Origin of the sequence: Mycoplasma seminis (genome assembly GCF_030718845.1) — a bacterium.
In the GTDB taxonomy this organism is placed as follows: domain Bacteria; phylum Bacillota_I; class Bacilli_A; order Mycoplasmatales; family Metamycoplasmataceae; genus Mycoplasmopsis; species Mycoplasmopsis seminis.
In genome coordinates this window covers 951,154-974,185 of sequence record NZ_CP132191.1, presented here as the reverse complement: position 1 = coordinate 974,185, position 23,032 = coordinate 951,154, and the positions used below count along the sequence as shown (strand labels likewise).

Below are 23,032 nucleotides of genomic sequence, written 5' to 3'. Positions count from 1 at the left end.
ATGATATTATTCAATAATTTAAACAAAACATTTACTAATACTTCAGTTATTTTTGTGGATTCAAGAATCAAAAAAACTAATCAAATTGCTAAGGATGATTTAGTCTTTTTTGTTGATGAAAACCACAATATTTCAAGTATTAACGTATTAGATAATAATAAATATTACATTAGCGATGAAACTAAATTTGGCTATATTACTTCAAAAACTTTAGATTTAATTCAACAAAAGGCTAATGAATTAAATTTAATTCTTTCAAATGAACCTAAATTTATTTACGGTTTAATTAAAGAAAGAAAAGCACATCCAAAAAGTGAAAGACTTTTTGTGCTTCAAGTGCACATTTCTCCTGAAAAAGAAATTCAATTAGTAACAAACACCTTAGATTCACAAGAAGGTAAAGTTGTAGTTTTAGCTCTACCAGGTAGTGTTACAAAAGCTGGAACTGATGTAGTTGCTGGTGAAATTATGGGAGTAAAAAGTTATGGTATGCTAACCGGATATCAAACACTTGGATTTGATAAAGAAGGATTAATTTTTGGAGATGCTAGCCTGATAGGAAAGGACTTTGAATTTAAATAATGACAATAATTGAAGATTTAAAACAACGTGGAATTTTAAAAGCTATTAGTAGCGAAGAAAAATTTAATAATTTACCTCAAGGAGCTGCAGTTTACTGTGGATTTGACCCAACTGCAACTTCACTTCATTTAGGTAACTACATTCAAATAGCTAATTTAATTAGATTTAAAAATCATGGGTTTAAAGTTTATGCTCTTCTTGGAGGAGCAACAGGAATGATTGGAGATCCATCATTCAAAGATGCTGAAAGACAACTTTTAGATAATGAAACTATTTTAAATAATAAAAATCATATTAAAGCACAACTTGAAAGCTTTGGACTTGAAGTAATTGATAACTATGACTTCTACAAAGATATGAACATTCTTGAATTCTTAAGAAGTGTTGGAAAATTAGTTAATGTTTCTTACATGCTTGCGAAGGATTCAGTTGCCTCAAGAATTGATAAAGGATTATCATTTACTGAATTTTCATATCAATTAATCCAAGGTTGAGACTTTTTATCATTATACAAAGATAAAAACGTAATGATTCAATTTGGTGGTTCCGATCAATGAGGTAATATAACCACTGGATTAGATATGATTTCTACTATGTTTGGAAACGAACATAAAGCGCTTGCTATTACAGCTAACTTACTTACTGATGCAAATGGGAATAAATTTGGTAAATCAACTGGTGGTGGTTCACTTTGACTTGATAGTGATAAAACTAAACCTTACATTATGTATCAATTTTTACTTAATCAACCTGATAGCGAAGTTGAAAAACTTCTTAACTGATTAACATTTTTAGATAAAGTGGAAATTGATGAAATTTTAAAATTACATAATGAAAATCCAGCTGCTAGAATTGCACAAAAAGCCCTTGCATTTAATGTTATTAAGCAAGTTCATAATGAAGAAGAAGCTAAAAAAGCTCATCTAGCTTCAACAATTCTTTTTAGTAAAGATTTAAATTTAACTGAAATTGCTGTTGATGAAATTGAAATGTTACAAGATGTATTAAATACTATTGAATTAAAGCAAAATGAAAACTTAGTTAGTCAGCTTATTGCTCAAGGAATTTTAAAATCAAAACGTGAAGCTAAAGAATTTATCCAAAATAAAGCTTTAAAAGTAAATTTAATTCCAGTTGATGAAGAATCAAATTTAACTTCAGAAATCTGAAATAAAAAATATGCTTTATTACACGTTGGTAAAAAGCATATCTATTTAGTTAAATTAGTAGCTTAGGCTACTTTTTTATTGTCTAAATAATTTATTGTTTTTCTTATATTCATATAACTTAACAGTTTCTTTTAATTTTGCAATACATTCTGCATCATCAAATGGTTTTACCTCTTGAGCATTATCTCATAGGATTGTAAGGTAGTAGACTAATATCTTTTGTTGAATTAAATATTCTTCTCAATATGTATCATAACAATCTAAGAAGTATCTTTCTTGTTCTTCATTAAGATTTGTTCCGCAAATAAAGTAAGCTAAATCAAAATGTTTATCACCCATTGAAGCGTATTCTCAATCAATAAAGTAGATTTTACCTTCTTGTGAAAGCAAAATATTATCAATATATAAATCATTATGTAATGGACGATTAGTTTCTGAGTTTTTAAGAATTAAATTAATTCTTTTGTAATATTCATCAATCACATCGATTCTAATATTTCTTTCTCTAAGGATTTTGCGATATTCTTTAACTCTAGCGGCAACATTAGATTTAGGAAATGGTAAAGCGGAATCATGCAGAGTTTTAAAATCATCCGCTATTTGTTTTAAGATGTCTTTGTTAAAAACTATTGGTTGAGTTTTGATTCATTCCCATTCAACTTCGCTGTCAGTATTTTTAATTAATTTAGGCACAAAATCAAATTTTTCAAGTAATGCATAATCTAATTTGTGATTAAATTTATTTACAACTTTAGTCTGCAACATTGTATTGTCTGTTTGATATGAAATATTAGTATTTCCGATTAAAATTCTTTGCTTCATCTTATATCTCCATTTTTATAAAACTGTATAATAAAAGTATATCAAAGATTTAATAAGGAAGTTATGATGAAAAATAAAATTAAAGTTTCTTATCTTATTAGAGATTTAGGGAACACAATGTTAAAACTTTTATTACTTGATAACAACCACAATGTGATTGCTTTTGAAAAGTTTTTAATTAACAAAACTAAAAAACAAGATATTTTAGATTTCTTGAAATATTATCAAATTGATGCAGATACTAAAGTAATTACTGGAAGTACCAATCCAGATTTAAGATTAATTACTCAGTCAAATGAAATATTAAATGATCTTAATATCAAAAACAACTATATAGTAAATGCAAAAAGCAAAGTTTCATTTAACTTAAATGAAAAAATTGATAAAAATACAGTAGGGGTAGATATTTTAGCTGCTTGTCAGTATGCTTATAACCATAAATTAGCTAGCAGTTGAATTTTCATGTTTGGTTCAGCATCAGTAGCAATTTTATATCACAATGATACCTTGCAAGGAGTTTCGATTGCTCCAGGAATTATGCAATCATTTGAATATTTAGGAAGCAAAATTGCAAAATTAAAATCTAATGATTTAATAGCTGATGCTGCACTAGGACAAGATACCATCCAAGCCTTGAATTCAGGCTTATTTAACTTAATGAACGGATTTATTCTGTCACATCTTTTATCTCAAAATCCATATGTAGGAAATGTAATTACTACAGGAGGAACTGCAGATTTAATTAAAGATAAATATGATGTAAATCAATTAATGATTCTTTATGGATACTTATATATTTATTTAAATAACATTTAAAAACTTTAGTTTTTAGCTTGCTGCCTAAGCGAGTTTTTTATTTATTTTATGCCTACTATTTAATAGTTAAAAAATATAGCTATTTTATACTTAAAATACAGAATTTAATATAATTGTTTTATTATGAATATAACAGCTGAAAAGAAAAAGAATTTTTGACTAAATCGTTTTGTACCTGCAATTGTCATTGTGGTAATTTTAGCACTCTCTTTAGTTACTTTTGCTTATTCTTTTAGACCTAATTTATATAGTGAATTTTCAACAGCTGGATTCTGAGTTTTAAGGGTATTTTCATTATTTCTAATTGGTGCTGTAGTTGCGATGATTTTTTACGAACTTTCGCACGCTTATAGTGAAATGTTAGTTCCAAGTATTATATTAACAATACTATATGTAGCTTCAATGCTTTTGGGGAAAGACTTTTTCTCACAAATATTATTTGGTAGATTGGGCTCATCATATGTTCCAGTCATGAATATTGACAACATCGGTTATCTCTTCACAGAAAAATTTGAGAAGTATATTTTTGATTATTGAGTATTAATTACTACTTTTATTGTTGCATTAATTTTCTTATTAATCAGATTAACTGTGGTTAAAAATATAACTATTAAATATTTAATTTTTAAAACTCTTTCTCTTTGAGTTATTTCAATTATTCTAACCTTATTTGTTAAAACTTTTATTGTACTGCTCACACAAAGTTATGGAATTGAACTTATTTTATTCTTTATTATCATCGCTTCATCATACGATATTGGTGGTTACTTTGGTGGAAGATTCCTTGGACATAAAATGTTTAAATCAAAATTAGCTCCAACAATTAGTCCTAAGAAAACTTGAGAAGGAGCAATCATAGGATATATTGTTTCTTTTGCAGCGACTATGATATACATTTTTATTGCATGAGGAATAAGAGGAAAAACCTCTGATAGTGTTGCTGGAATATTATTAAATAGTAGTTCTCATTTCTTCCCATACTTGCTTTCATTCTTATTTATAGCACCATTAATAGCTTTATTTGGAGATTTATTCTTTTCACTTGTTAAAAGAAGAAATGAAATTAAAGATTTCTCTAATATCTTAAAAGAACATGGGGGATTATTAGACAGAATTGATTCTATTTCATTTGTTTTTGTTTTCTTTGGTATTTTAGCTGCTTGTTCAACACTTTAAGAAACTGGAGGGTAATATGGACTATAAAAATAATAATTTTAAAAAACTTATGGATTATTTAAACATAAGTTTTTTATCATCTTTTGCAGATGCTGAGTTCAATCCTAATAAGCTTGAATTCAAAAGAGATGCAAATACGGGTAAAATTAAGTATCAAAAAGTATTTCTTAGTACTAAATTGCCTTCTTGAAATGATTTTGAACACATGCTCAAAACTTGTAAGAAGGAAAAGTTTTGGGTTGAATATGATTTTGAACATTTAGATTTATCAAATCCAGAAATCATTGAATACATTAAAAACATTATGCAATATGATGAAGAATTAAATGGTTGCGAATTACATCAATGTTTAAAAACAACCGCTTCATTATATTACAATAAAGACAATAATGCTTGAGAGTTTGAACACTGTAAACCTGAACAAAAAGATCAATTAGAACAACAAAGTTTTCAACTTACTGCAGTGATGCGAAATTTTGGTTTTAAAAACTTTATTTTGCTACCTAAAGCAGTTGAATCTGTTTGTACTTTAGATGACAATCAAATCAGAAATAATTTTGCTTCGGTTGGAAAATATTATGCAAATGAAATTTCAGAAGCAGCAAGCGAGTCTGGTTTTAATCAAAAAGTACAAAGTAGAAAATTTAACGAATACCGTAGAAATAATAAGTCAAAAAGTTATTCAAATGTAGATATTCAATATGTTAATTCACTTGATGCTGAAGTAGTTGATATCCCAGTTACAGTTTCTGGATTAGTTTATAAAAGTGATGTTATTGAAAAACCGGAATTTAAGATTTATAAATTCTTTATTTCAAATTATAAAGATGCAATTGAAACTAGTTATTTTGTTAATAATTCAAAAGCTCCAGATTATATTCCCTCTATTGGGGATTACGTTGAAGTCTATGGTGTAGTTAATAATCCATATTCATTTAAAAATGATGGTGGTCCATTAAGTAAAATTATTAAAGCACATTTTTACACAAAAATTGATAATCCAAGAAACAATAAACAAGATAATGCTGATTTTAAAAGAGTTGAATTAAGTGCGCATTCTAAAATGAGTACAATGGATGGAATTTTAGATCCGGCGGAAATTATTAAGATAGCTGAAAAATATGGACATAAAGCAGTTACTTTAATTGATTCCAATGGTGTGCAAGGGTTCCCAGAATTCTTTGCTGCTGCAAAAAAATCAAGTGTAAAGCCAATCTATGGTGCTTCATTTGATGTTATTGATAAGAATCATAATTTCTTATTAAATTACGATGGTATTGATAGAGATATTTTAACTAGTCAATATGTTGTTTTAGATATTGAAACAACCCACTTATCAGCACAATATGGAGAATTAATTGAATTTGGTGCTTCAGTTGTAATTGATGGCGAAATTAAAGAAACACACCAATTTTTTGTTAAAGCTAAAAAACCACTTTCATCTACTACAATTAATTTAACCAACATTACTGATGCTATGTTGGAAAATGAAGGATATGACTTAGATGCAGGGCTAGATAAAATTTATGAAATAATAAATAATCGGATTTGTGTAGCTCACAATGCTCACTTTGACTCGCATTTTATTTATCAAAAATTTATTCAACAAAATAAACCTGTGCCGAAAACATTTTTCATTGATACCTTGATGATTTCAAGATACTTATTTAGTGAAAAAAGAGACCACAACTTGGGGGCATTCTGTGCTAATTTATCAGTACTTTATGATTCACAAGTAGCTCACCGTGCTGACTATGATGCTGATGTCCTTGCACAAGCTTGAATTAAATCAATGTATTTACTTAAAGATCGTGGGATTTTAACATTTAAACAATTAGATAGCATCCAAGATACAAGTATTTATAGCAGAACTCGTTCAAGTCAAGTCACTGTACTTGCTTTAAATCAAACTGGATTAAAAGAACTATTTAATTTAGTTACTTTATCACTTACAGAAAGATATTTTGGTTCACCAAAATTATTTATTGAAGATATTGTTAAAACTCCAAACATTTTAATTGGTTCTGGTGGATTAAAATCTAAATTATTAGATTATTGTTTTTACTCATCAGATATTGCAATAGAATCATGGGCACAAAAATTTGATTACATTGAAATTCCACATATTGGAGCGTTGGATCACTTTGATGATGCGCCGGATAAATTTGATGCTTTTGAAATTAAAGATACTATTGTTAAAATGATTCGTTTAGCTCATAAATTTAACAAGATTCCAGTTGCAATTGGTGATGTTAGATATGAAGATAAAATGGATCAAAATATTTTTAAATGTTTAGTATATTCAAAAGGTATCGGAAATGCATCCCACTTCTTATTTGATTATAAAAAAGCCCAAGGACAAGGGATAAAAATTCCGGATCTTTCATTTTACACAACTGATGAAATGTTAGAAGCTTTTTCATTCTTAAATAATGAAGAATTAGTTAATGATTTAGTAATAAATAATCCAAATGCAATTGCAGATATGGTGCAAGATAAAATTGAAGTTATCCACAATGATTTATACACCCCAAAATTTGATAATTCTAAAGATAAGTTATATGAATTAGTTTATAAAACTGCTCATGAAAAATACGGAGAAGTTTTACCTGAATTAATTGAGGAAAGACTTAAAAAAGAAATCACACCTATTTTAGAGTATGGATTTGATGTTATTTACTGAATTTCACACAAACTTGTTAAGAAGTCACTTGATAATGGATACCTAGTAGGTAGTCGTGGAAGTGTCGGGTCTTCATTAGTTGCTACCATGTCAGGAATTACTGAAGTTAATCCACTTCCTCCTCACTATGTGTGTCCTAAATGTAAGAAATTCCAATTAGCTAATGTTGAAGGCGTTACTTCAGGATTTGACTTAGATGATAAAAAATGTGAACAATGTGGAATTGTTATGGAAAAAGATGGACAAACAATTCCATTTGAAACATTCTTAGGATTTAATGCTGATAAAGTTCCGGATATTGATTTAAACTTCTCCGGAGATTATCAAGCTGAAATCCATAATGAAATTAAGCGACTATTTGGTGCTAGTCACACATTTAGAGCCGGAACAATTTCAACTATCAAAGATAAAACAGCTTATGGATATGTTAAAAAAGCTGTTGAAGAATATGGCTTTAATTTTACTCCATCATATATTGATTTCATATCTAGCCAAATGCAAGGGGTAAAAAGAACAACTGGGCAACACCCTGGGGGAATTATTATTATTCCGAAAGAATATGATGTCGAAGACTTTACTCCAATTAACTACCCCGCTGATGATATTAGTTTGGATTGAAAAACTACTCACTTTGATTTCCATGCTATCCATGATAATGTTTTAAAACTTGATATTTTAGGGCATGTTGATCCAACTGCAATTAGAATGCTTGAAAGATTAACAGGATTAAATGTTAAAAAAGATATACCTAAAAAAGATCCTAAAGTTATGTCACTGTTTAACTCAACCAAAGCTTTAGGAATTGAACCAAAAGATATTGGGGGAGAAATCACAGGAGCTTTAGGGCTTCCTGAATTTGGAACGAACTTTGTTCGCCGTATGTTATATGAAGCAAAAGCTGAATCATTTGCTGATTTAATTTCACTTTCAGGACTTTCACACGGGACTGATGTTTGAACAGGAAATGCACAAAGTTTAATTAAAGAAAGAGGAATGACACTTAAAGATGTTATTTCTTGTCGTGATGATATTATGGTTTACCTTATAAATAAGGGTGTAGATCCTTTATATTCATTCAAAATAATGGAAAAGGTTCGTAAGGGTAAAGGGCTAACTGATGAAGAAGTAGCTCAATTGCAAAAGGATAATGTTCCGGATTGATATATTGAGTCAATGAAAAAAATCAAGTACATGTTCCCTAAAGCCCATGCAACAGCTTATGTTTTAATGGCTTGAAGAATTGCTTGATTTAAACTGTATTATCCATTAGAATATTATGCTACTTACTTTACTACTAGAGTTGAAGAATTTGATTTACAAATTCTTTCTAATGACCATGGCGGAACTAAAATAAATAAAAAGATTAAAGAGTTAGAAGAAACTAAAAATAGAAAAGTAAAAGAAGAAAACTTATTACAAACTTTAGAAATAGCTCGGGAATTATATGCAAGAGGATTTAATATTTCGAATATTGATTTAACAAAATCTCTTGCAACTGAATGAGTTGTTGACCGTGAACACAAAATGTTAATTCCTCCATTTTCTGCTGTAGCTGGACTTGGTGAAGCGGTTGCAAATAAGATAATTCAAGGTAGAGAAGAAAGTGAATATATTTCTAAAGAAGACTTTAAAAAACGTAGTGGTATAAATAATACCTTATATAAGTTTTTAGATGAAGAATTAAAAGTTTTAGAAAACTTAAATGAAACAAACCAAATGAAATTGTTCTAAAAGTGCTAAAAAATAAGAATTTTAGAAAAAAATACATTTTTTAATAATTTGTAAAAATTTGATAAAATTACATTGCTAATATAAACGGACAGGATCTGGATGAAAGACCAGACTTAAGGTTGGTTTTAGCGCTAAAACAAAAATATAAAATTTTAAAATCAAAATAATATCTAAATTTAATTAGAAAGGAATATTATGGCAAAATTAGATTTTGATCGTTCAAAAGAACACGTTAACGTTGGTACAATCGGACACGTTGACCACGGTAAAACAACTTTAACTGCTGCTATTGCTACAGTTTTAGCTAAAAAAGGTTTATCAGAAGCTCGTGATTACGCTTCAATCGATAACGCTCCAGAAGAAAGAGCACGTGGAATTACAATTAACACTTCACACATCGAATATCAAACAGAAAAACGTCACTACGCACACGTAGACTGTCCAGGTCACGCTGACTACGTTAAAAACATGATTACTGGTGCTGCTCAAATGGATGGTGCTATCTTAGTTGTTGCTGCAACAGATGGACCTATGCCTCAAACACGTGAACACATTCTTTTATCTAAACAAGTTGGTGTTCCTCGTATCGTTGTTTTCTTAAACAAATGTGATATGTTAGAAGGTGAAGAAGACATGATCGAATTAGTTGAAATGGAAATTCGTTCACTTCTTTCAGAATACGGATTTGACGGAGATAACGCTCCAATCATCCGTGGATCAGCTTTAAAAGCACTTGAAGGTGATGCTAAATACGAAGACAAAGTTATGGAACTTATGGAAGCTGTTGATACATACATCGAAACTCCAGTTAAAGAATTTGACAAACCATTCTTAATGGCTGTTGAAGACGTATTTACAATTACAGGACGTGGAACAGTTGCTACAGGACGTGTGGAACGTGGAACACTTAAATTAAACGATGAAGTTGAAATCGTTGGATTAAAACCTACTAAAAAAACAGTTGTTACAGGAATCGAAATGTTCCGTAAAAACCTTAAAGAAGCACAAGCAGGGGACAACGCTGGATTATTACTTCGTGGGGTAAACCGTGAAGATGTTGAACGTGGACAAGTTCTTGCTAAACCAGGATCAATCGTTCCTCACACAGAATTCGAAGCTGCTATCTATGTACTTAAAAAAGAAGAAGGTGGACGTCACACACCATTCTTCAAAAACTACAAACCTCAATTCTACTTCCGTACAACAGATGTAACAGGTGGAATCGAATTTGAACCAGGACGTGAAATGGTTATGCCTGGAGAAAACGTTAACTTAAAAGTTAAATTAATCGCACCTATCGCTGTAGAAGAAGGAACAAAATTCTCTATCCGTGAAGGTGGACGTACAGTTGGTGCTGGATCAGTTACAAAAATCATTAAATAGTAATTGATACTTTAAAATACATGCTTGAAAAAGTATACTAGGACAACAAAAGTTAACATTCATAAGGGTGTTAACTTTTTATTATTTTTAATAACTAAAAGGAGAACTATGGGTAAACATTTCACAGAAAAGGAGACTGTAAAAAAGTTTGTGTAAATTAAAAAAAATTATAAAAATGACAAAAAGAAAGATAAGTTATCTTAAAATTTAATTGAACCGAAAAGGAGATAACTTATCTATGAATAATTTTAAACAATTAAATACAACTTTAAACAATTTATTATTAGAAAATTTTTCTGTTAAAGATGGTAATAATTTTGAAGATATTATGGAAAAAATAAACGAACATATTCGCAGTTCGTTAAAAAATATTATTGAATCATTAATTTCTGATTCTCTAACTGAATTTTTACAATATAAAAAATATGAAAGAAGTAATGTTTCTAACTATAGAAATGGTTATTATGAAAGAACTATTAATACAGAGTATGGAAAAATGAAATTCTCAATAGCTAGAGATAGACTGAATCAATTTCAAAATGTAATTTTTGATAAATATCAAAGAACACAGTCAATTATTAAGGATTTAGTTACTGAAATGTTTGCAGAAGGAATTAATTACGAATCCATCAGTAAGATAGTTAAAAACGTTTATGGAGCTCAATTATCAAAACAATCAATTTCTAATATTACTGATAATCTAATTGTGAATATTGAAAAGTTTAAGAGCAGAAAACTGCAATCAAAATACATTGCTGTTTTTCTTGATGCAACATATTTTCCTATTAAAAGAGAAACTTATTCAAAAGAAGCTATATACATTGCTTTAGGAATTGATGAAGAAGGGCATAAAGAAGTTTTAGGATTCGCAATAAATCCAACTGAAAACACAATTATTTGAGACGAAATTTTACAAGACTTAAAAAACCGTGGAGTTCAAGAGGTAGGGATATTTGTCACAGATGGACTTCAAGGATTAAAAGATACTGTTCACAATAACTTTCCTAATTCTAAATATCAAAGATGTTGAGTTCATATACAAAGAAATGTATTTGCAAAAGTGCACAACAGAGATAAATTTGAAATAGCAAATGACTTAAAAATGATTTATTCCCAAATCAAGAAGGAAGAAGCAATTAAGGAATATCAATTCTTTTTAGAAAAATGAGAATTTAAATATCCTAGAGTAACACAAGCATTGATAAATATTGAAGATGATTTATTCTCATTTTTTGATTTTCGACTTTCAATCAGAAGAACGATTTACACTACAAATATTATTGAGAGTCTAAATTCAGAAATAAAGTCATCAATGAAAAACAAAAGACAATTTAATTCAATAACAAGTTTAGAAAAATTCTTAGTAACTATATTTGAAAATTACAATAAAAAGGGTATGCTAAGAACACACCCAGGTTTCAAAAATTTGAAATTTATAATATAATTTATCCAACAAAGTTAAGATAACTTTTTTTCATTGCAAAATAAATTTACACAAAATTATTTATAGTCTCCAGAAAAGCAAGAAATTGAAATTTATAATACATTTTTGAAATTTGGTAAAAATCAAGCAATTTCATTGATGTACAAATATGGTTCAAAAGCAAAAAATGATTCCATTAATAAAAGGTTTTGAAAAATCATAAAACATTATAATTTTAATATGAACAAGAAACCAAGAAAACCAGGAAGCGGAAGACCCAAAAAAGTTAAGGAAACTGAAATCAATTGAGATATTTTTCTAGAGATGATTTAATAGAAATCGCTAAAAGATATCGAGAATTAACAAAGGATAAGCCTAAGAACGAAAAAGCGAAAGAAGCCGCAAATTTAAATATAGCTTCATATAAATTAGCTATATTATTCACTTTATGTAGACAAACTGTATCTAAACACAAGAAAAACAATAATATAAGTAGTACAAAACACAAAGAAATAAAACATCAAGAAGTAATAATTCAATCCTTCAAACAAAATAGATGCAAATTTGGAAGACAAAAACTAAAATATTTTATCTTGCACACCTATAATATAGATATAAACGAAAGAACATTAGGAAGATATATGAATTCATTAGGTCTATTTTGTAATGTGCGAAAAAGAGAAAAAATTAAAGAATTGAAAGATACATCAGTTAATATGCCTAACATAGTAGATAGAGATTATAATGATAAAAACAACAGAAATATATATGCTACCGATGTCACATACTTACCAGCTACGAAAGATTTAGTAAATAATCATGTTTATCTTTCTGTAATAATTAAGCATAAAACAAAGGAAATAGTTGGTTTTGCGCTTTCAAAATTTAATGATGCAAATCTTATTTATAAAACATTTGAAAATATACATTTTGAAGATAATTTTATATTACAAGCAGACCATTGTTCAACATACACTTCTCAAACATTTTCTAATTTCATCCAAAATCAAGGTGGTTTAATATCTCTTTCAGGTGTTGGTAATAGTTTAGATAATAGAGTTGTTGAATATTGATTTTCTAATTTAAAAACAGAATTAATTCGTGACATCAATGTTAGAGAAATATCAATAAAAGAATTAGAAAATATTATTGCAGATTATATTGAATGATACAACAAAGAGCGAATTCAATCATGTTTGGATTAAAAACTCCATACACATATGGTATGGAGCTATCTGAATTAATAAATTGTTAATTTTTTGTGTCCTAGTATAAAGTGTGTATTTTTTTATTTTCAGTTCACTTTTGAAAAAATTCATATATTTAGTAAAGAAAAAAAGGAGATATATGAACGACGAAAACGAAACAAAATTAAGTGATGAAGAATTAGCTTTATCAATCAAAGAAACCATGAAAGAAATTTCTAAGAAATTAGGTGAAGAATCTATTATGTTACTAGGTGATATACCTTATATATCTGTCGATACATTTCACAGCGGAAGTTATGTACTAGATAAATTACTTGGAATCAAAGGATATCCAAAAGGTAAAATAATAGAAATCTATGGTCCTGAAAGCTGTGGAAAAACTACTTTAGCTTTAAATGCGATTGCTGAAGTACAAAAAAATAATGGAATAGCAGCATTTATTGATGCTGAACATTCCATCGATTCAGAATATGCAAAAAAGCTAGGTGTAAATATTGATAGATTAATCTTATCACAACCAGATTCAGGCGAACAAGCTTTAGAAATTGTGGATATTTTAGCTAAATCAGGCAAAATTGATTTAATTGTGGTAGATAGTGTTGCTGCATTAGTGCCTGAAGCTGAATTACAAGGTGAAATGACTGATTTACAAATAGGTGCACAAGCTAGATTGATGTCTAAAGGACTTAGAAAAATAACTGGTAATTTAAACAAAAATAAAACTACTATTATATTTATTAACCAAATCAGAGAAAAAGTTGGTGTAATATTTGGGAGCCCCGAAACCACTCCAGGGAGGAAGAGCTTTAAATTCTATTCAAGTGTCAGAATAGAAGTTAGAAAAGGTTCACCAATTACTGAAGGTAAAGATATAGTTGGAAATGAAATTAGATTCAAAGTAGTTAAAAATAAATTATCCGTTCCATATAAAACAGGACAATCAGAATTATATTTTTCTGAAGGTTTAGATAAATATGGTGAACTTGTGGACTTAGGTGTAGAAAATGGAATTATCGAGAAAAAAGGTGCATGATTTAGTTATAAGGGTGAAAATGTAGCTCAAGGTAAGAAAAATATGAGAAACTTCATTTATTTAAACGAAAATATCCAGTCCGAAATACGTAACACCTTATAAATTTAGAGAAAATGGTAACCCATTTTCTTTTTTATATAAAAAAATAAAAAAATGCTTTGATGAAAATTAAACTGCTATATAATAATAACACTTGTTGAGTAAGCAAGTGATAAAGTTCTTTGAAAACTAGATATATACAATGTACATGACAGTCAATTTTTTCGAGAGTTTGATCCTGGCTCAGGATGAACGCTGGCTGTGTGCCTAATACATGCATGTCGAGCGGAGTTCTTCGGAACTTAGCGGCGAATGGGTGAGTAACACGTACTTAACGTACCTCTTAGATTGGGATAACGGTGAGAAATCACCGCTAATACCAGATACTTATAAAGAAGGCATCTTCTTTATATAAAAGGAGCTCTCAAGCTCCACTAGGAGATCGGGGTGCGGAACATTAGTTAGTTGGTGAGGTAATGGCTCACCAAGACTATGATGTTTAACGGGGTTGAGAGACTGATCCGTCACACTGGGACTGAGATACGGCCCAGACTCCTACGGGAGGCAGCAGTAGGGAATTTTCCACAATGGGCGAAAGCCTGATGGAGCGACACAGCGTGCAGGATGAAGGCCTTCGGGTTGTAAACTGCTGTTATTTAGGATGAAAAAATAGTAGAGGAAATGCTATTATCTTGACAGTACTAAATCAGAAAGCAACGGCTAACTATGTGCCAGCAGCCGCGGTAATACATAGGTTGCAAGCGTTATCCGGAATTATTGGGCGTAAAGCGTCTGTAGGTTGTTTATTAAGTCTGGCGTCAAAACTTGGGGCTCAACCCCAAATCGCGTTGGATACTGATAAACTAGAATTGTGTAGAGGTTAACGGAATTCCTTGTGAAGCGGTGAAATGCGTAGATATAAGGAAGAACATCAACTTGGCGAAGGCAGTTAACTGGGCACATATTGACACTGAGAGACGAAAGCGTGGGGAGCAAACAGGATTAGATACCCTGGTAGTCCACGCCGTAAACGATGATGATTAGCTGATGGGAACCATCGGCGCAGCTAACGCATTAAATCATCCGCCTGAGTAGTATGCTCGCAAGAGTGAAACTTAAAGGAATTGACGGGGATCCGCACAAGCGGTGGAGCATGTGGTTTAATTTGAAGATACGCGTAGAACCTTACCCACTCTTGACATCTTCTGCGAAGCTATAGAGATATAGTGGAGGTTAACAGAATGACAGATGGTGCATGGTTGTCGTCAGCTCGTGTCGTGAGATGTTCGGTTAAGTCCTGCAACGAGCGCAACCCTTGTCCTTAGTTAAATATCCTAAGGAGACTGCCCGGGTAACTGGGAGGAAGGTGGGGACGACGTCAAATCATCATGCCTCTTACGAGTGGGGCAACACACGTGCTACAATGGACGGTACAAAGAGAAGCAATATGGCGACATGGAGCAAATCTCAAAAAACCGTTCTCAGTTCGGATTGTAGTCTGCAACTCGACTACATGAAGTCGGAATCGCTAGTAATCGTAGATCAGCTACGCTACGGTGAATACGTTCTCGGGTCTTGTACACACCGCCCGTCACACCATGGGAGCTGGTAATGCCCGAAGTCGGTTTAGTCAACTACGGAGACAACTGCCTAAGGCAGGACTGGTGACTGGGGTGAAGTCGTAACAAGGTATCCCTACGAGAACGTGGGGATGGATTACCTCCTTTCTACGGAGTACACATAAACAATATTTATTGTTACTTAATTACCTTATTTTATAAATTATTTCGTCATGGGATATATCTAGTTTTGAGAGGATTTTCTCTCTATGTTCTTTGAAAACTGAATAGTAAAGATATTAATATAACAACGACATCAAAAAATAAATTAGTCAATTTGTTTTGTGATACCGAGAAATTATTAGAAATAATAATTCGTTAAAATGTCTTTGAATACATCAACAACAATAGGAAAATATTGTTACAACTTTTAAATAAGTAAGAGTTTGTGGTGGATGCCTTGGGTCTGAAAGTCGATGAAGGACGTGATTACCTGCGATAAGCCTCGTGGAGCTGGATATAAGCAACGAAACGGGGATTTCCGAATGGGGAAACCTAACTAGAGTAATGTCTAGTTGCATTGGAATGAATAAAATAGTTCCATTAGCGAGACACGTTGTGAACTGAAACATCTTAGTAGCAACAGGAAGAGAAAATAAAAATGATTTCATCAGTAGCGGCGAGCGAACGTGAAAGAGCCCAAACCAGTTTTTTAAACTGGGGTTGTAGGACTATCTACATAAAGTTACAAATCTTTGTTATAGCAGAATAGTTTGGGAAAACTAAGCATAGAGGGTGATACTCCCGTATGCGAAATAGCAAGGACTTTTGATAGTATCCTGAGTAGGGCGGGGCACGTGAAACCCTGTCTGAATCTGCCTGGGACCATCCGGTAAGGCTAAATACTAATCAGACACCGATAGTGAACTAGTACCGTGAGGGAAAGGTGAAAAGAACCCGGGAGGGGAGTGAAATAGAATCTGAAACCACTTACTTACAATTAGTCAGAGCCCGTTAATGGGTGATGGCGTACATCTTGCAGTATGGACCGGCGAGTTATGTTAACATGCGAGGTTAAGCGGAAAAAGCGGAGCCGTAGAGAAATCGAAGTCTTAATAGGGCAACTAGTATGTTGATATATACCCGAAACCATGTGATCTATTCATGAGCAGGCTGAAGCTTGGTTAATCCCAAGTGGAGGGCCGAACCGTAGTACGCTGAAAAGTGCCCGGATGACTTGTGAATAGCGGAGAAATTCCAATCGAACTTGGAGATAGCTGGTTCTCCTCGAAATAGCTTTAGGGCTAGCGTGTGATGTTAAGCTTTGATGGTAGAGCACTGAATATGGAATGGCCACGTCTAGTGGTACTGACTATAATCAAACTCCAATATCATTGTGTATTATCATGCAGTTGGAACCGGGGTGCTAACGTCCAGGCTCGCGAGGGCAACAACCCAGATCGTCGGCTAAGGTCCCAAAATCGTGTTAAGTCAGAAAGGTTGTGAGATTTCATAAACAACTAGGAGGTTGGCTTAGAAGCAGCCACCCTTTAAAGAGTGCGTAATAGCTCACTAGTCAAGAGATCTTGCGCCCATAATGTAACGGGAGTAAAACACGATACCGAAGCCACGGGTACATTTAGTACGTTAGAGGAGCGTTCTTAATGCGGCGAAGTCAGACCGTGAGGACTGGTGGAGCGTTAAGAAGTGAGAATGCCGGTATGAGTAACGATTTGAGGTGAGAATCCTCAACGCCTATTGGGAAAGGTTTCCTGGGGAAGGTTTGTCCACCCAGGGTTAGTCAGGACCTAAGGAGAGGCTGAAAAGCGTATCCAATGGACAACAGGTTAATATTCCTGTACTACCTGCGTAAGTGATGGAGTGACGAAGAAGGATAGCACTACCCATTATTGGATTTGGGGGTAAGCAACAACTGGTGAGATTAGTTAAATGCGGTCTCTATAACTGGGAGTTGTGACGCATAGCTACTTGTAGCAAATTGTGTGATTTCATACTTCCTAGAAAAGCTTCTAAACGTTATAACACAAAAGGTACCTGTACCGAGAACGGACACACGTTCCCAAGATGAGTATTCTAAGGCGAGCGAGAAAACCAATGTTAAGGAACTCTGCAAATTAACCCCGTAAGTTCGCGAGAAGGGGTGCCGACTTTTGTCGGCCACAGTAAATTGTGAGGGGCAACTGTTTATCAAAAACACAGCTCTCTGCTAAATCGTAAGATGAAGTATAGGGGGTGAAGCCTGCCCAGTGCCCGAAGGTTAAGCGGATTTGTTAGCTTATGCGAAGCATTGAAGTGAAGCCCGGGTGAACGGCGGCCGTAACTATAACGGTCCTAAGGTAGCGAAATTCCTTGTCGGCTAAATACTGACCTGCACGAAAGGCGCAATGATCTCTCAACTGTCTCAACATTGGACTCGGTGAAATTATGGTCCCAGTGAAAACGCTGGGTACCCGCATCAAGACGAAAAGACCCCATGGAGCTTTACTACAACTTCGTATTGAAACTTGGCCTAACATGTGTAGGATAGGTGGGAGACAATGAGGCTAGGACGCTAGTTCTAGATTAGTCGACCTTGAAATACCACCCTTGGTATGTTGAGTTTCTAACCTGCTACCGTTATCCGGTAGGGGGACAGTGCGTGGTGGGTAGTTTGACTGGGGCGGTCGCCTCCTAAAAGGTAACGGAGGCGTTCAAAGGTACACTCAATACGGTCAGAAACCGTATGCAGAGCGCAAAGGTAGAAGTGTGCTTGACTGCGAGACCTACAAGTCGAGCAGGTGCGAAAGCAGGACTTAGTGATCCGGCTGTACGTCATGGAACGGCAGTCGCTCAACGGATAAAAGTTACCCTGGGGATAACAGGCTTATCTTGCCCAAGAGATCACATCGACGGCAAGGTTTGGCACCTCGATGTCGGCTCATCGCATCCTGGAGCTGGAGTCGGTTCCAAGGGTTTGGCTGTTCGCCAATTAAAGCGGTACGCGAGCTGGGTTCAGAACGTCGTGAGACAGTTCGGTCCCTATCTGATGTGGGCGTTGGAATATTGATGAGAGCTGCTCTTAGTACGAGAGGACCGGAGTGGACGTACCGCTGGTGTTCCAGTTGTTCCGCCAGGAGCATAGCTGGGTAGCTAAGTACGGAAGGGATAACCGCTGAAAGCATCTAAGTGGGAAGCCTCCTCAGAGATAAGTATTCCCTTGAAATTCCTTGTAGACTACGAGGTTGATAGGATGGAAGTGTAAGTGTAGTAATACATTTAGCTGACCATTACTAATAAATTGAAAGGTTTAAAAGTTAATGTATTCAGACATTTTAATGAATTATTAAATTACTATTCAGTTTTTAAAGAACATAAAAAATGACGCTTCAAGCGTTTTTTTATTTTTAAAAATATTATATAATTACGCTGTAATAAAAAAGGGGAAAAATTGCGGACATTAATATATAAATTTCATAACGGTTGAAGACAGTTTTGAAGTACTAAAGAATTAACAAAAAAGATACTTTTTACATCTTTCCTTTTAATTATTTATATTATGGGAACAACAATTACAGTTCCATTTGTTAAGATTCAAAATAATGATCAACTAAATAATAACTCATTCCTTAACACACTTAATTTAATTGGTGGTGGAGGTTTAAGACAATTTTCATTATTTGCATTAGGGATAAGCCCGTTTATTAATGCTTCCTTAATCATGATGATTCTGCAATCTAAACTTTTCCCTCCAATTCAAAAATTAGGTCAAAGTGGACCACAAGGAAGAAGAAAAATCAATGTTATTACTAGATTTTTAACTCTTCTAATTGCTTATCCTCAAGCTGTATTCTTGCTTAAGACTTTAACAGCTGGTGGAAGAAATTCATTTATTGGATTTGATTTAGCAGGTACAGGTATTTCAGAAGGTGCTATGGCTTACTTTATTTTACCTGTAGTGCTAACTGCTACTTCTTTATTTGCGCTTTTTATTTCTGAAGAAATCACAAATAAAGGGATTGGAAATGGGACAAGTTTAATTATTTTCACTGGTATTGCAGCTCGTTTACCATTCCAATTTAAAGAAGCATTTATTCACTATATTGGACTTGATGCATCACAAAGTGCAAGTTCACTTGTAGGTATTGTTAACTTTACAACATATATTGTTGTTTACCTTGTAGTAGTTATGATTATTGCAATTGTTTATGGTGCTGAAAGACATATTCCGATCCAACAAATAGGTGCAGGACGTTCAAAAAGCAAAAAAGATATTGGAAACTTACCAATTAAATTAAATCCTGGTGGTATTATGCCGATTATTTTTGCGATGATGGTACTATCATTTCCAACTATGATTGCAAACATCTTACCAGATGATAATGCTTCAAAACAATGAATTAATCAAAACTTACAATTTACTCAACCAATTGGATTCTCATTACTTTTAGTAATTATTTTCTTTTTCTCACTTGTAATGGGAATTCAACAATCAAAAGTAGACAAAATAGCTGAAGATTTTGCTAAGAACTCTACATATATTCCGGGTGTTAGACCTGGAGAAGAAACTCAAGATTACTTAATTGCAATTGTATTTAGATTAAGTGTCTTCTCATCAATTTACTTATTAATTTTAGGTGGTATGCAGTATGTTGAGATCATGGCTGGAATATTACCTAGTGTTATTTCTTTTGGTGGTACAGGTTTAATGATTTTAGTTAGCGTTTCACTGGAAACAGTGGGACAATTACAAGCAAGAAGAAAAACTTATAGACTTGCTAAAGCTAAACGTGAATCAATTAAAAATATCGAAAAAGATTATGAAACCGAAAGTGTCGAAGGATTATTATGATAAATAATATAAAAACCAACCTTATTTTTATGGGGCAGCCTGGAGCTGGAAAAGGGACTGTTGCTTCATTACTTGCAAGTAAAAGCAACTTAATCCATGTTTCAACAGGTAACATTTTTAGAAAAGAAATCGAAAATGAAACAGAACTTGGAAAACAAGTTAAAAGCATTGTTACAACAGGTGGATATGTACCTGATGAAATTACAAATAAAATTGTTCAGAATGCTTTAGAAGAACTTAAAAAGCAAAATAAATATTTTATTTTAGATGGATTTCCTAGAACAAAAGCACAAGCTGAGTTTTTAAAATCTCTTGAAGGATTTGAATTTTTAGTTGTTGAATTAGAAGTTGATAAAAAAATAATTTTAGACAGATTATCAGGAAGAAGAACTTGTTCAAAATGTGGAGAAAGTTATCATGTAAAATACAAACCTTCACATGATAATGTAACTTGCAACTTATGTGGTTCACAACTAGTTCAAAGACCAGATGATACTGAAGAACGTATCGCTCATAGACTTGAAATTTATGAAGAACAAACTAAACCTTTATTAGATTATTATAAGAGTTTAAATGAATTAAATATTATAGATGCATCGCAAACCCCTGATTTAGTGGCGGATAAAGTGCTTAAATTAATTCAAAAAAATGCTAAAATATAAAAACAAAATTAGTAGAAAGGATTTTTAAAGTATGATTACAATAAAAAATCCTGAAGAAATCAAAAAGATTTCTAAATCTTGTCAAATCTTGGCGGAAGTGAAGCAAGTGCTTTGAGACTTTGTAAGACCAGGTGTTTCTTTAAAAGATATTGATCAATTGGCTTTTAAAGAAATAATTAAACGGGGAGCTAAACCAGCATTCAAAGGTTTATATGGCTTTCCAGCTACAGCATGTATATCTGTAAATGAACAATTGATTCATGGTATCCCAAGTGATTATGTTTTAAAAGATGGAGATCTAATCAGTATTGATTTAGGTTGCATCTGAGAAGGATACAATAGCGATAGTGCTTTCACTAAAGGTGTAGGTAAGATATCACAACAAGATCAAGAGTTAATTGATGTTGCTAAAAACTCTTTCTTAGCTGGATTTAATGCAATTAAAAAAGGCGCAAGAGTTGGGGATATTTCAAACGCTATTGGAACATACATTAGAAATCACGGATACTATACACCAGCAGAATTTTGTGGACATGGAATCGGACGTAATTTACATGAAGATCCTTATGTTCCAAATGATGGTAAAAAAGGTACTGGGCCACTTCTTAAAGATGGAATGGTCATTTGTATCGAACCAATGATAACTAAACACCCAAGAATAAAAACACTCAAAGATGGGTGAACTGTTGTTAGTGCTGATGGAAGTAGAAATTCACACTATGAGCACACAGTACTTATTAAGAATGGTAAAGGTATCATTCTTACGAAAGGAATTTAATTGGCTAAAGATGCTATTAAACTAACAGGAGTTGTTAAAGAAGCTTATTCAACTGATGATTACTCAGTTGAATTAGAAAATGGCGTTGTAATTAAAGCACATATCTCAGGTAAGATGAGAGTAAATCACATCAGAATATTACCTGGAGACGCTGTGGATGTAGAAGTAAGTCCTTATGATTTAACTCAAGGGCGCATTACTTACAGACACAAATAAAAGGAGAACTGATGAAAGTTAGAGCAAGTGTTAAGAAAATGTGTAAAGACTGTAAAATTATCAAACGTAAAGGAATCATCCGTGTTATTTGTGAACAACCAAAACACAAACAAAGACAAGGATAAGAAGGGGAAATTAAATGGCTAGAATTTTAAACGTTGAAATTCCTAACAATAAACGTGTTGTTATCTCATTAACATACATTTATGGAATTGGGAACTCATTAGCAAAAGAAATCTGTGCTAAAGCTAACATTAGCGAAGATACTCGTGTTAAAGATTTAACAGAAGAAGAATTATCAAGAATTCGTGAAGCTGCTAAAGAATATACAACTGAAGGTGACTTACGTAGAGAAGTAAGCTTAAACATCAAACGTTTAATGGAAATTAAATGTTACCGTGGAATGAGACACCGTAAAGGTCTTCCAGTACGTGGACAAAGTACTAAGAAAAATGCTCGTACACGTAAAGGACCTAGAAAAACAGTTGCAGGAAAGAAAGGTAAATAATCATGGCTCGTAAGACAAAGAAAAAGAACATTACTAGTGGTGTTGCACACATTCACTCAACAAACCAAAACACAATTGTTACTTTTGCAGATGAAAACGGAAATGTTATTGCTTGAAGTTCTGCAGGAGCAATCGGATACAAAGGTACAAAGAAGAAAACTCCATATGCAGCTGGTTTAGCTGCTCAAGCTGCTGCTGAAGCTGCTAAAGAACACGGTATTAAAACTGTTAAAGTTGAATTAAAAGGTCTTGGAGCAGGAAAAGATGCTGCAAGAAAACAAATCGAAGTAAGTGGTATTACTGTTACAGAAATTAAAGATGTTACACCAGTTCCTCACAACGGAACAAGACCTCCAAAACGTATTTTAAAACGTGAACGTATGAAGAAATAATTC

General features: G+C 32.6%; 17 protein-coding genes, 2 rRNA genes and 1 pseudogene. 19 read left to right on the top strand and 1 reads right to left on the bottom strand.

What is annotated here, in order from left to right:
* Complete coding sequence (tapR, locus tag Q8852_RS04165) at window positions 1–582, top strand: TyrS-associated PheT N-terminal domain-related protein TapR (RefSeq protein ID WP_305937918.1); 582 nt, start codon at window positions 1–3, stop codon at window positions 580–582.
* Window positions 582–1,817, top strand: coding sequence for a tyrosine--tRNA ligase (tyrS, locus tag Q8852_RS04160; protein ID WP_369810257.1), 1,236 nt, complete (start codon window positions 582–584; stop codon window positions 1,815–1,817). Before tapR ends, tyrS begins: the two co-directional genes overlap by 1 nt.
* Window positions 1,818–1,826: 9 nt before the next feature.
* On the opposite strand, the gene Q8852_RS04155 is transcribed toward tyrS, so the two are convergent.
* Complete coding sequence (locus tag Q8852_RS04155) at window positions 1,827–2,573, bottom strand: phosphotransferase family protein (protein ID WP_305937917.1); 747 nt, start codon at window positions 2,571–2,573, stop codon at window positions 1,827–1,829.
* Between the two features lie 66 nt (window positions 2,574–2,639).
* Here Q8852_RS04155 and Q8852_RS04150 point away from each other — a divergent pair, with 66 nt between their 5' ends.
* The 17 genes and pseudogenes from Q8852_RS04150 (at window position 2,640) to rpsK (ending at window position 23,029) form a co-directional block, all read left to right on the top strand.
* Window positions 2,640–3,389, top strand: coding sequence for a type III pantothenate kinase (locus Q8852_RS04150; protein WP_305937916.1), 750 nt, complete (start codon window positions 2,640–2,642; stop codon window positions 3,387–3,389).
* A gap of 123 nt (window positions 3,390–3,512) precedes the next feature.
* On the top strand, window positions 3,513–4,565 hold the full coding sequence (locus Q8852_RS04145) for a phosphatidate cytidylyltransferase (RefSeq protein ID WP_305937915.1): 1,053 nt from the start codon (window positions 3,513–3,515) through the stop codon (window positions 4,563–4,565).
* 16 nt (window positions 4,566–4,581) lie between these two features.
* Window positions 4,582–8,979: a PolC-type DNA polymerase III gene (locus Q8852_RS04140; RefSeq protein ID WP_305937914.1), complete on the top strand. Its 4,398-nt coding sequence runs from the start codon at window positions 4,582–4,584 to the stop codon at window positions 8,977–8,979.
* A gap of 195 nt (window positions 8,980–9,174) precedes the next feature.
* On the top strand, window positions 9,175–10,362 hold the full coding sequence (gene tuf, locus Q8852_RS04135; RefSeq protein ID WP_305937913.1) for an elongation factor Tu: 1,188 nt from the start codon (window positions 9,175–9,177) through the stop codon (window positions 10,360–10,362).
* 317 nt (window positions 10,363–10,679) lie between these two features.
* Window positions 10,680–11,806 (top strand): annotated as a pseudogene (locus Q8852_RS04130) (IS256 family transposase).
* 105 nt (window positions 11,807–11,911) lie between these two features.
* Window positions 11,912–12,118: a hypothetical protein gene (locus Q8852_RS04125; protein WP_305937911.1), complete on the top strand. Its 207-nt coding sequence runs from the start codon at window positions 11,912–11,914 to the stop codon at window positions 12,116–12,118.
* A complete protein-coding gene (locus Q8852_RS04120; protein WP_305937910.1) occupies window positions 12,091–12,990 on the top strand; it encodes an IS3 family transposase in 900 nt (299 codons plus the stop codon). Before Q8852_RS04125 ends, Q8852_RS04120 begins: the two co-directional genes overlap by 28 nt.
* Before the next feature lie 142 nt (window positions 12,991–13,132).
* Complete coding sequence (recA, locus tag Q8852_RS04115) at window positions 13,133–14,128, top strand: recombinase RecA (RefSeq protein WP_305937909.1); 996 nt, start codon at window positions 13,133–13,135, stop codon at window positions 14,126–14,128.
* 157 nt (window positions 14,129–14,285) lie between these two features.
* A 16S ribosomal RNA gene (locus tag Q8852_RS04110) occupies window positions 14,286–15,792 on the top strand.
* Between the two features lie 260 nt (window positions 15,793–16,052).
* A 23S ribosomal RNA gene (locus tag Q8852_RS04105) occupies window positions 16,053–18,939 on the top strand.
* The 16S and 23S rRNA genes sit together here, the layout of an rRNA operon.
* Window positions 18,940–19,072: 133 nt before the next feature.
* Window positions 19,073–20,476, top strand: coding sequence for a preprotein translocase subunit SecY (secY, locus tag Q8852_RS04100; RefSeq protein WP_305937908.1), 1,404 nt, complete (start codon window positions 19,073–19,075; stop codon window positions 20,474–20,476).
* Window positions 20,470–21,135, top strand: a complete 666-nt coding sequence (locus Q8852_RS04095) for an adenylate kinase family protein (RefSeq protein WP_305937907.1) — start codon at window positions 20,470–20,472, stop codon at window positions 21,133–21,135. Before secY ends, Q8852_RS04095 begins: the two co-directional genes overlap by 7 nt.
* Window positions 21,136–21,166: 31 nt before the next feature.
* Window positions 21,167–21,913: a type I methionyl aminopeptidase gene (gene map, locus Q8852_RS04090; RefSeq protein ID WP_305937906.1), complete on the top strand. Its 747-nt coding sequence runs from the start codon at window positions 21,167–21,169 to the stop codon at window positions 21,911–21,913.
* Window positions 21,914–21,928: 15 nt separating this feature from the next.
* Entirely contained in the window at window positions 21,929–22,129 is a 201-nt protein-coding gene (infA, locus tag Q8852_RS04085) for a translation initiation factor IF-1 (RefSeq protein ID WP_369810281.1), read from the top strand.
* A gap of 11 nt (window positions 22,130–22,140) precedes the next feature.
* Window positions 22,141–22,254, top strand: a complete 114-nt coding sequence (rpmJ, locus tag Q8852_RS04080) for a 50S ribosomal protein L36 (RefSeq protein WP_078746966.1) — start codon at window positions 22,141–22,143, stop codon at window positions 22,252–22,254.
* Window positions 22,255–22,268: 14 nt separating this feature from the next.
* Window positions 22,269–22,637 (top strand): 30S ribosomal protein S13, encoded by a 369-nt coding sequence (gene rpsM / locus Q8852_RS04075; RefSeq protein ID WP_305937904.1) that lies wholly within the window; start codon window positions 22,269–22,271, stop codon window positions 22,635–22,637.
* A 2-nt stretch (window positions 22,638–22,639) separates the two neighbouring features.
* Complete coding sequence (rpsK, locus tag Q8852_RS04070; protein ID WP_257089267.1) at window positions 22,640–23,029, top strand: 30S ribosomal protein S11; 390 nt, start codon at window positions 22,640–22,642, stop codon at window positions 23,027–23,029.
* Window positions 23,030–23,032 lie beyond the last annotated feature (3 nt).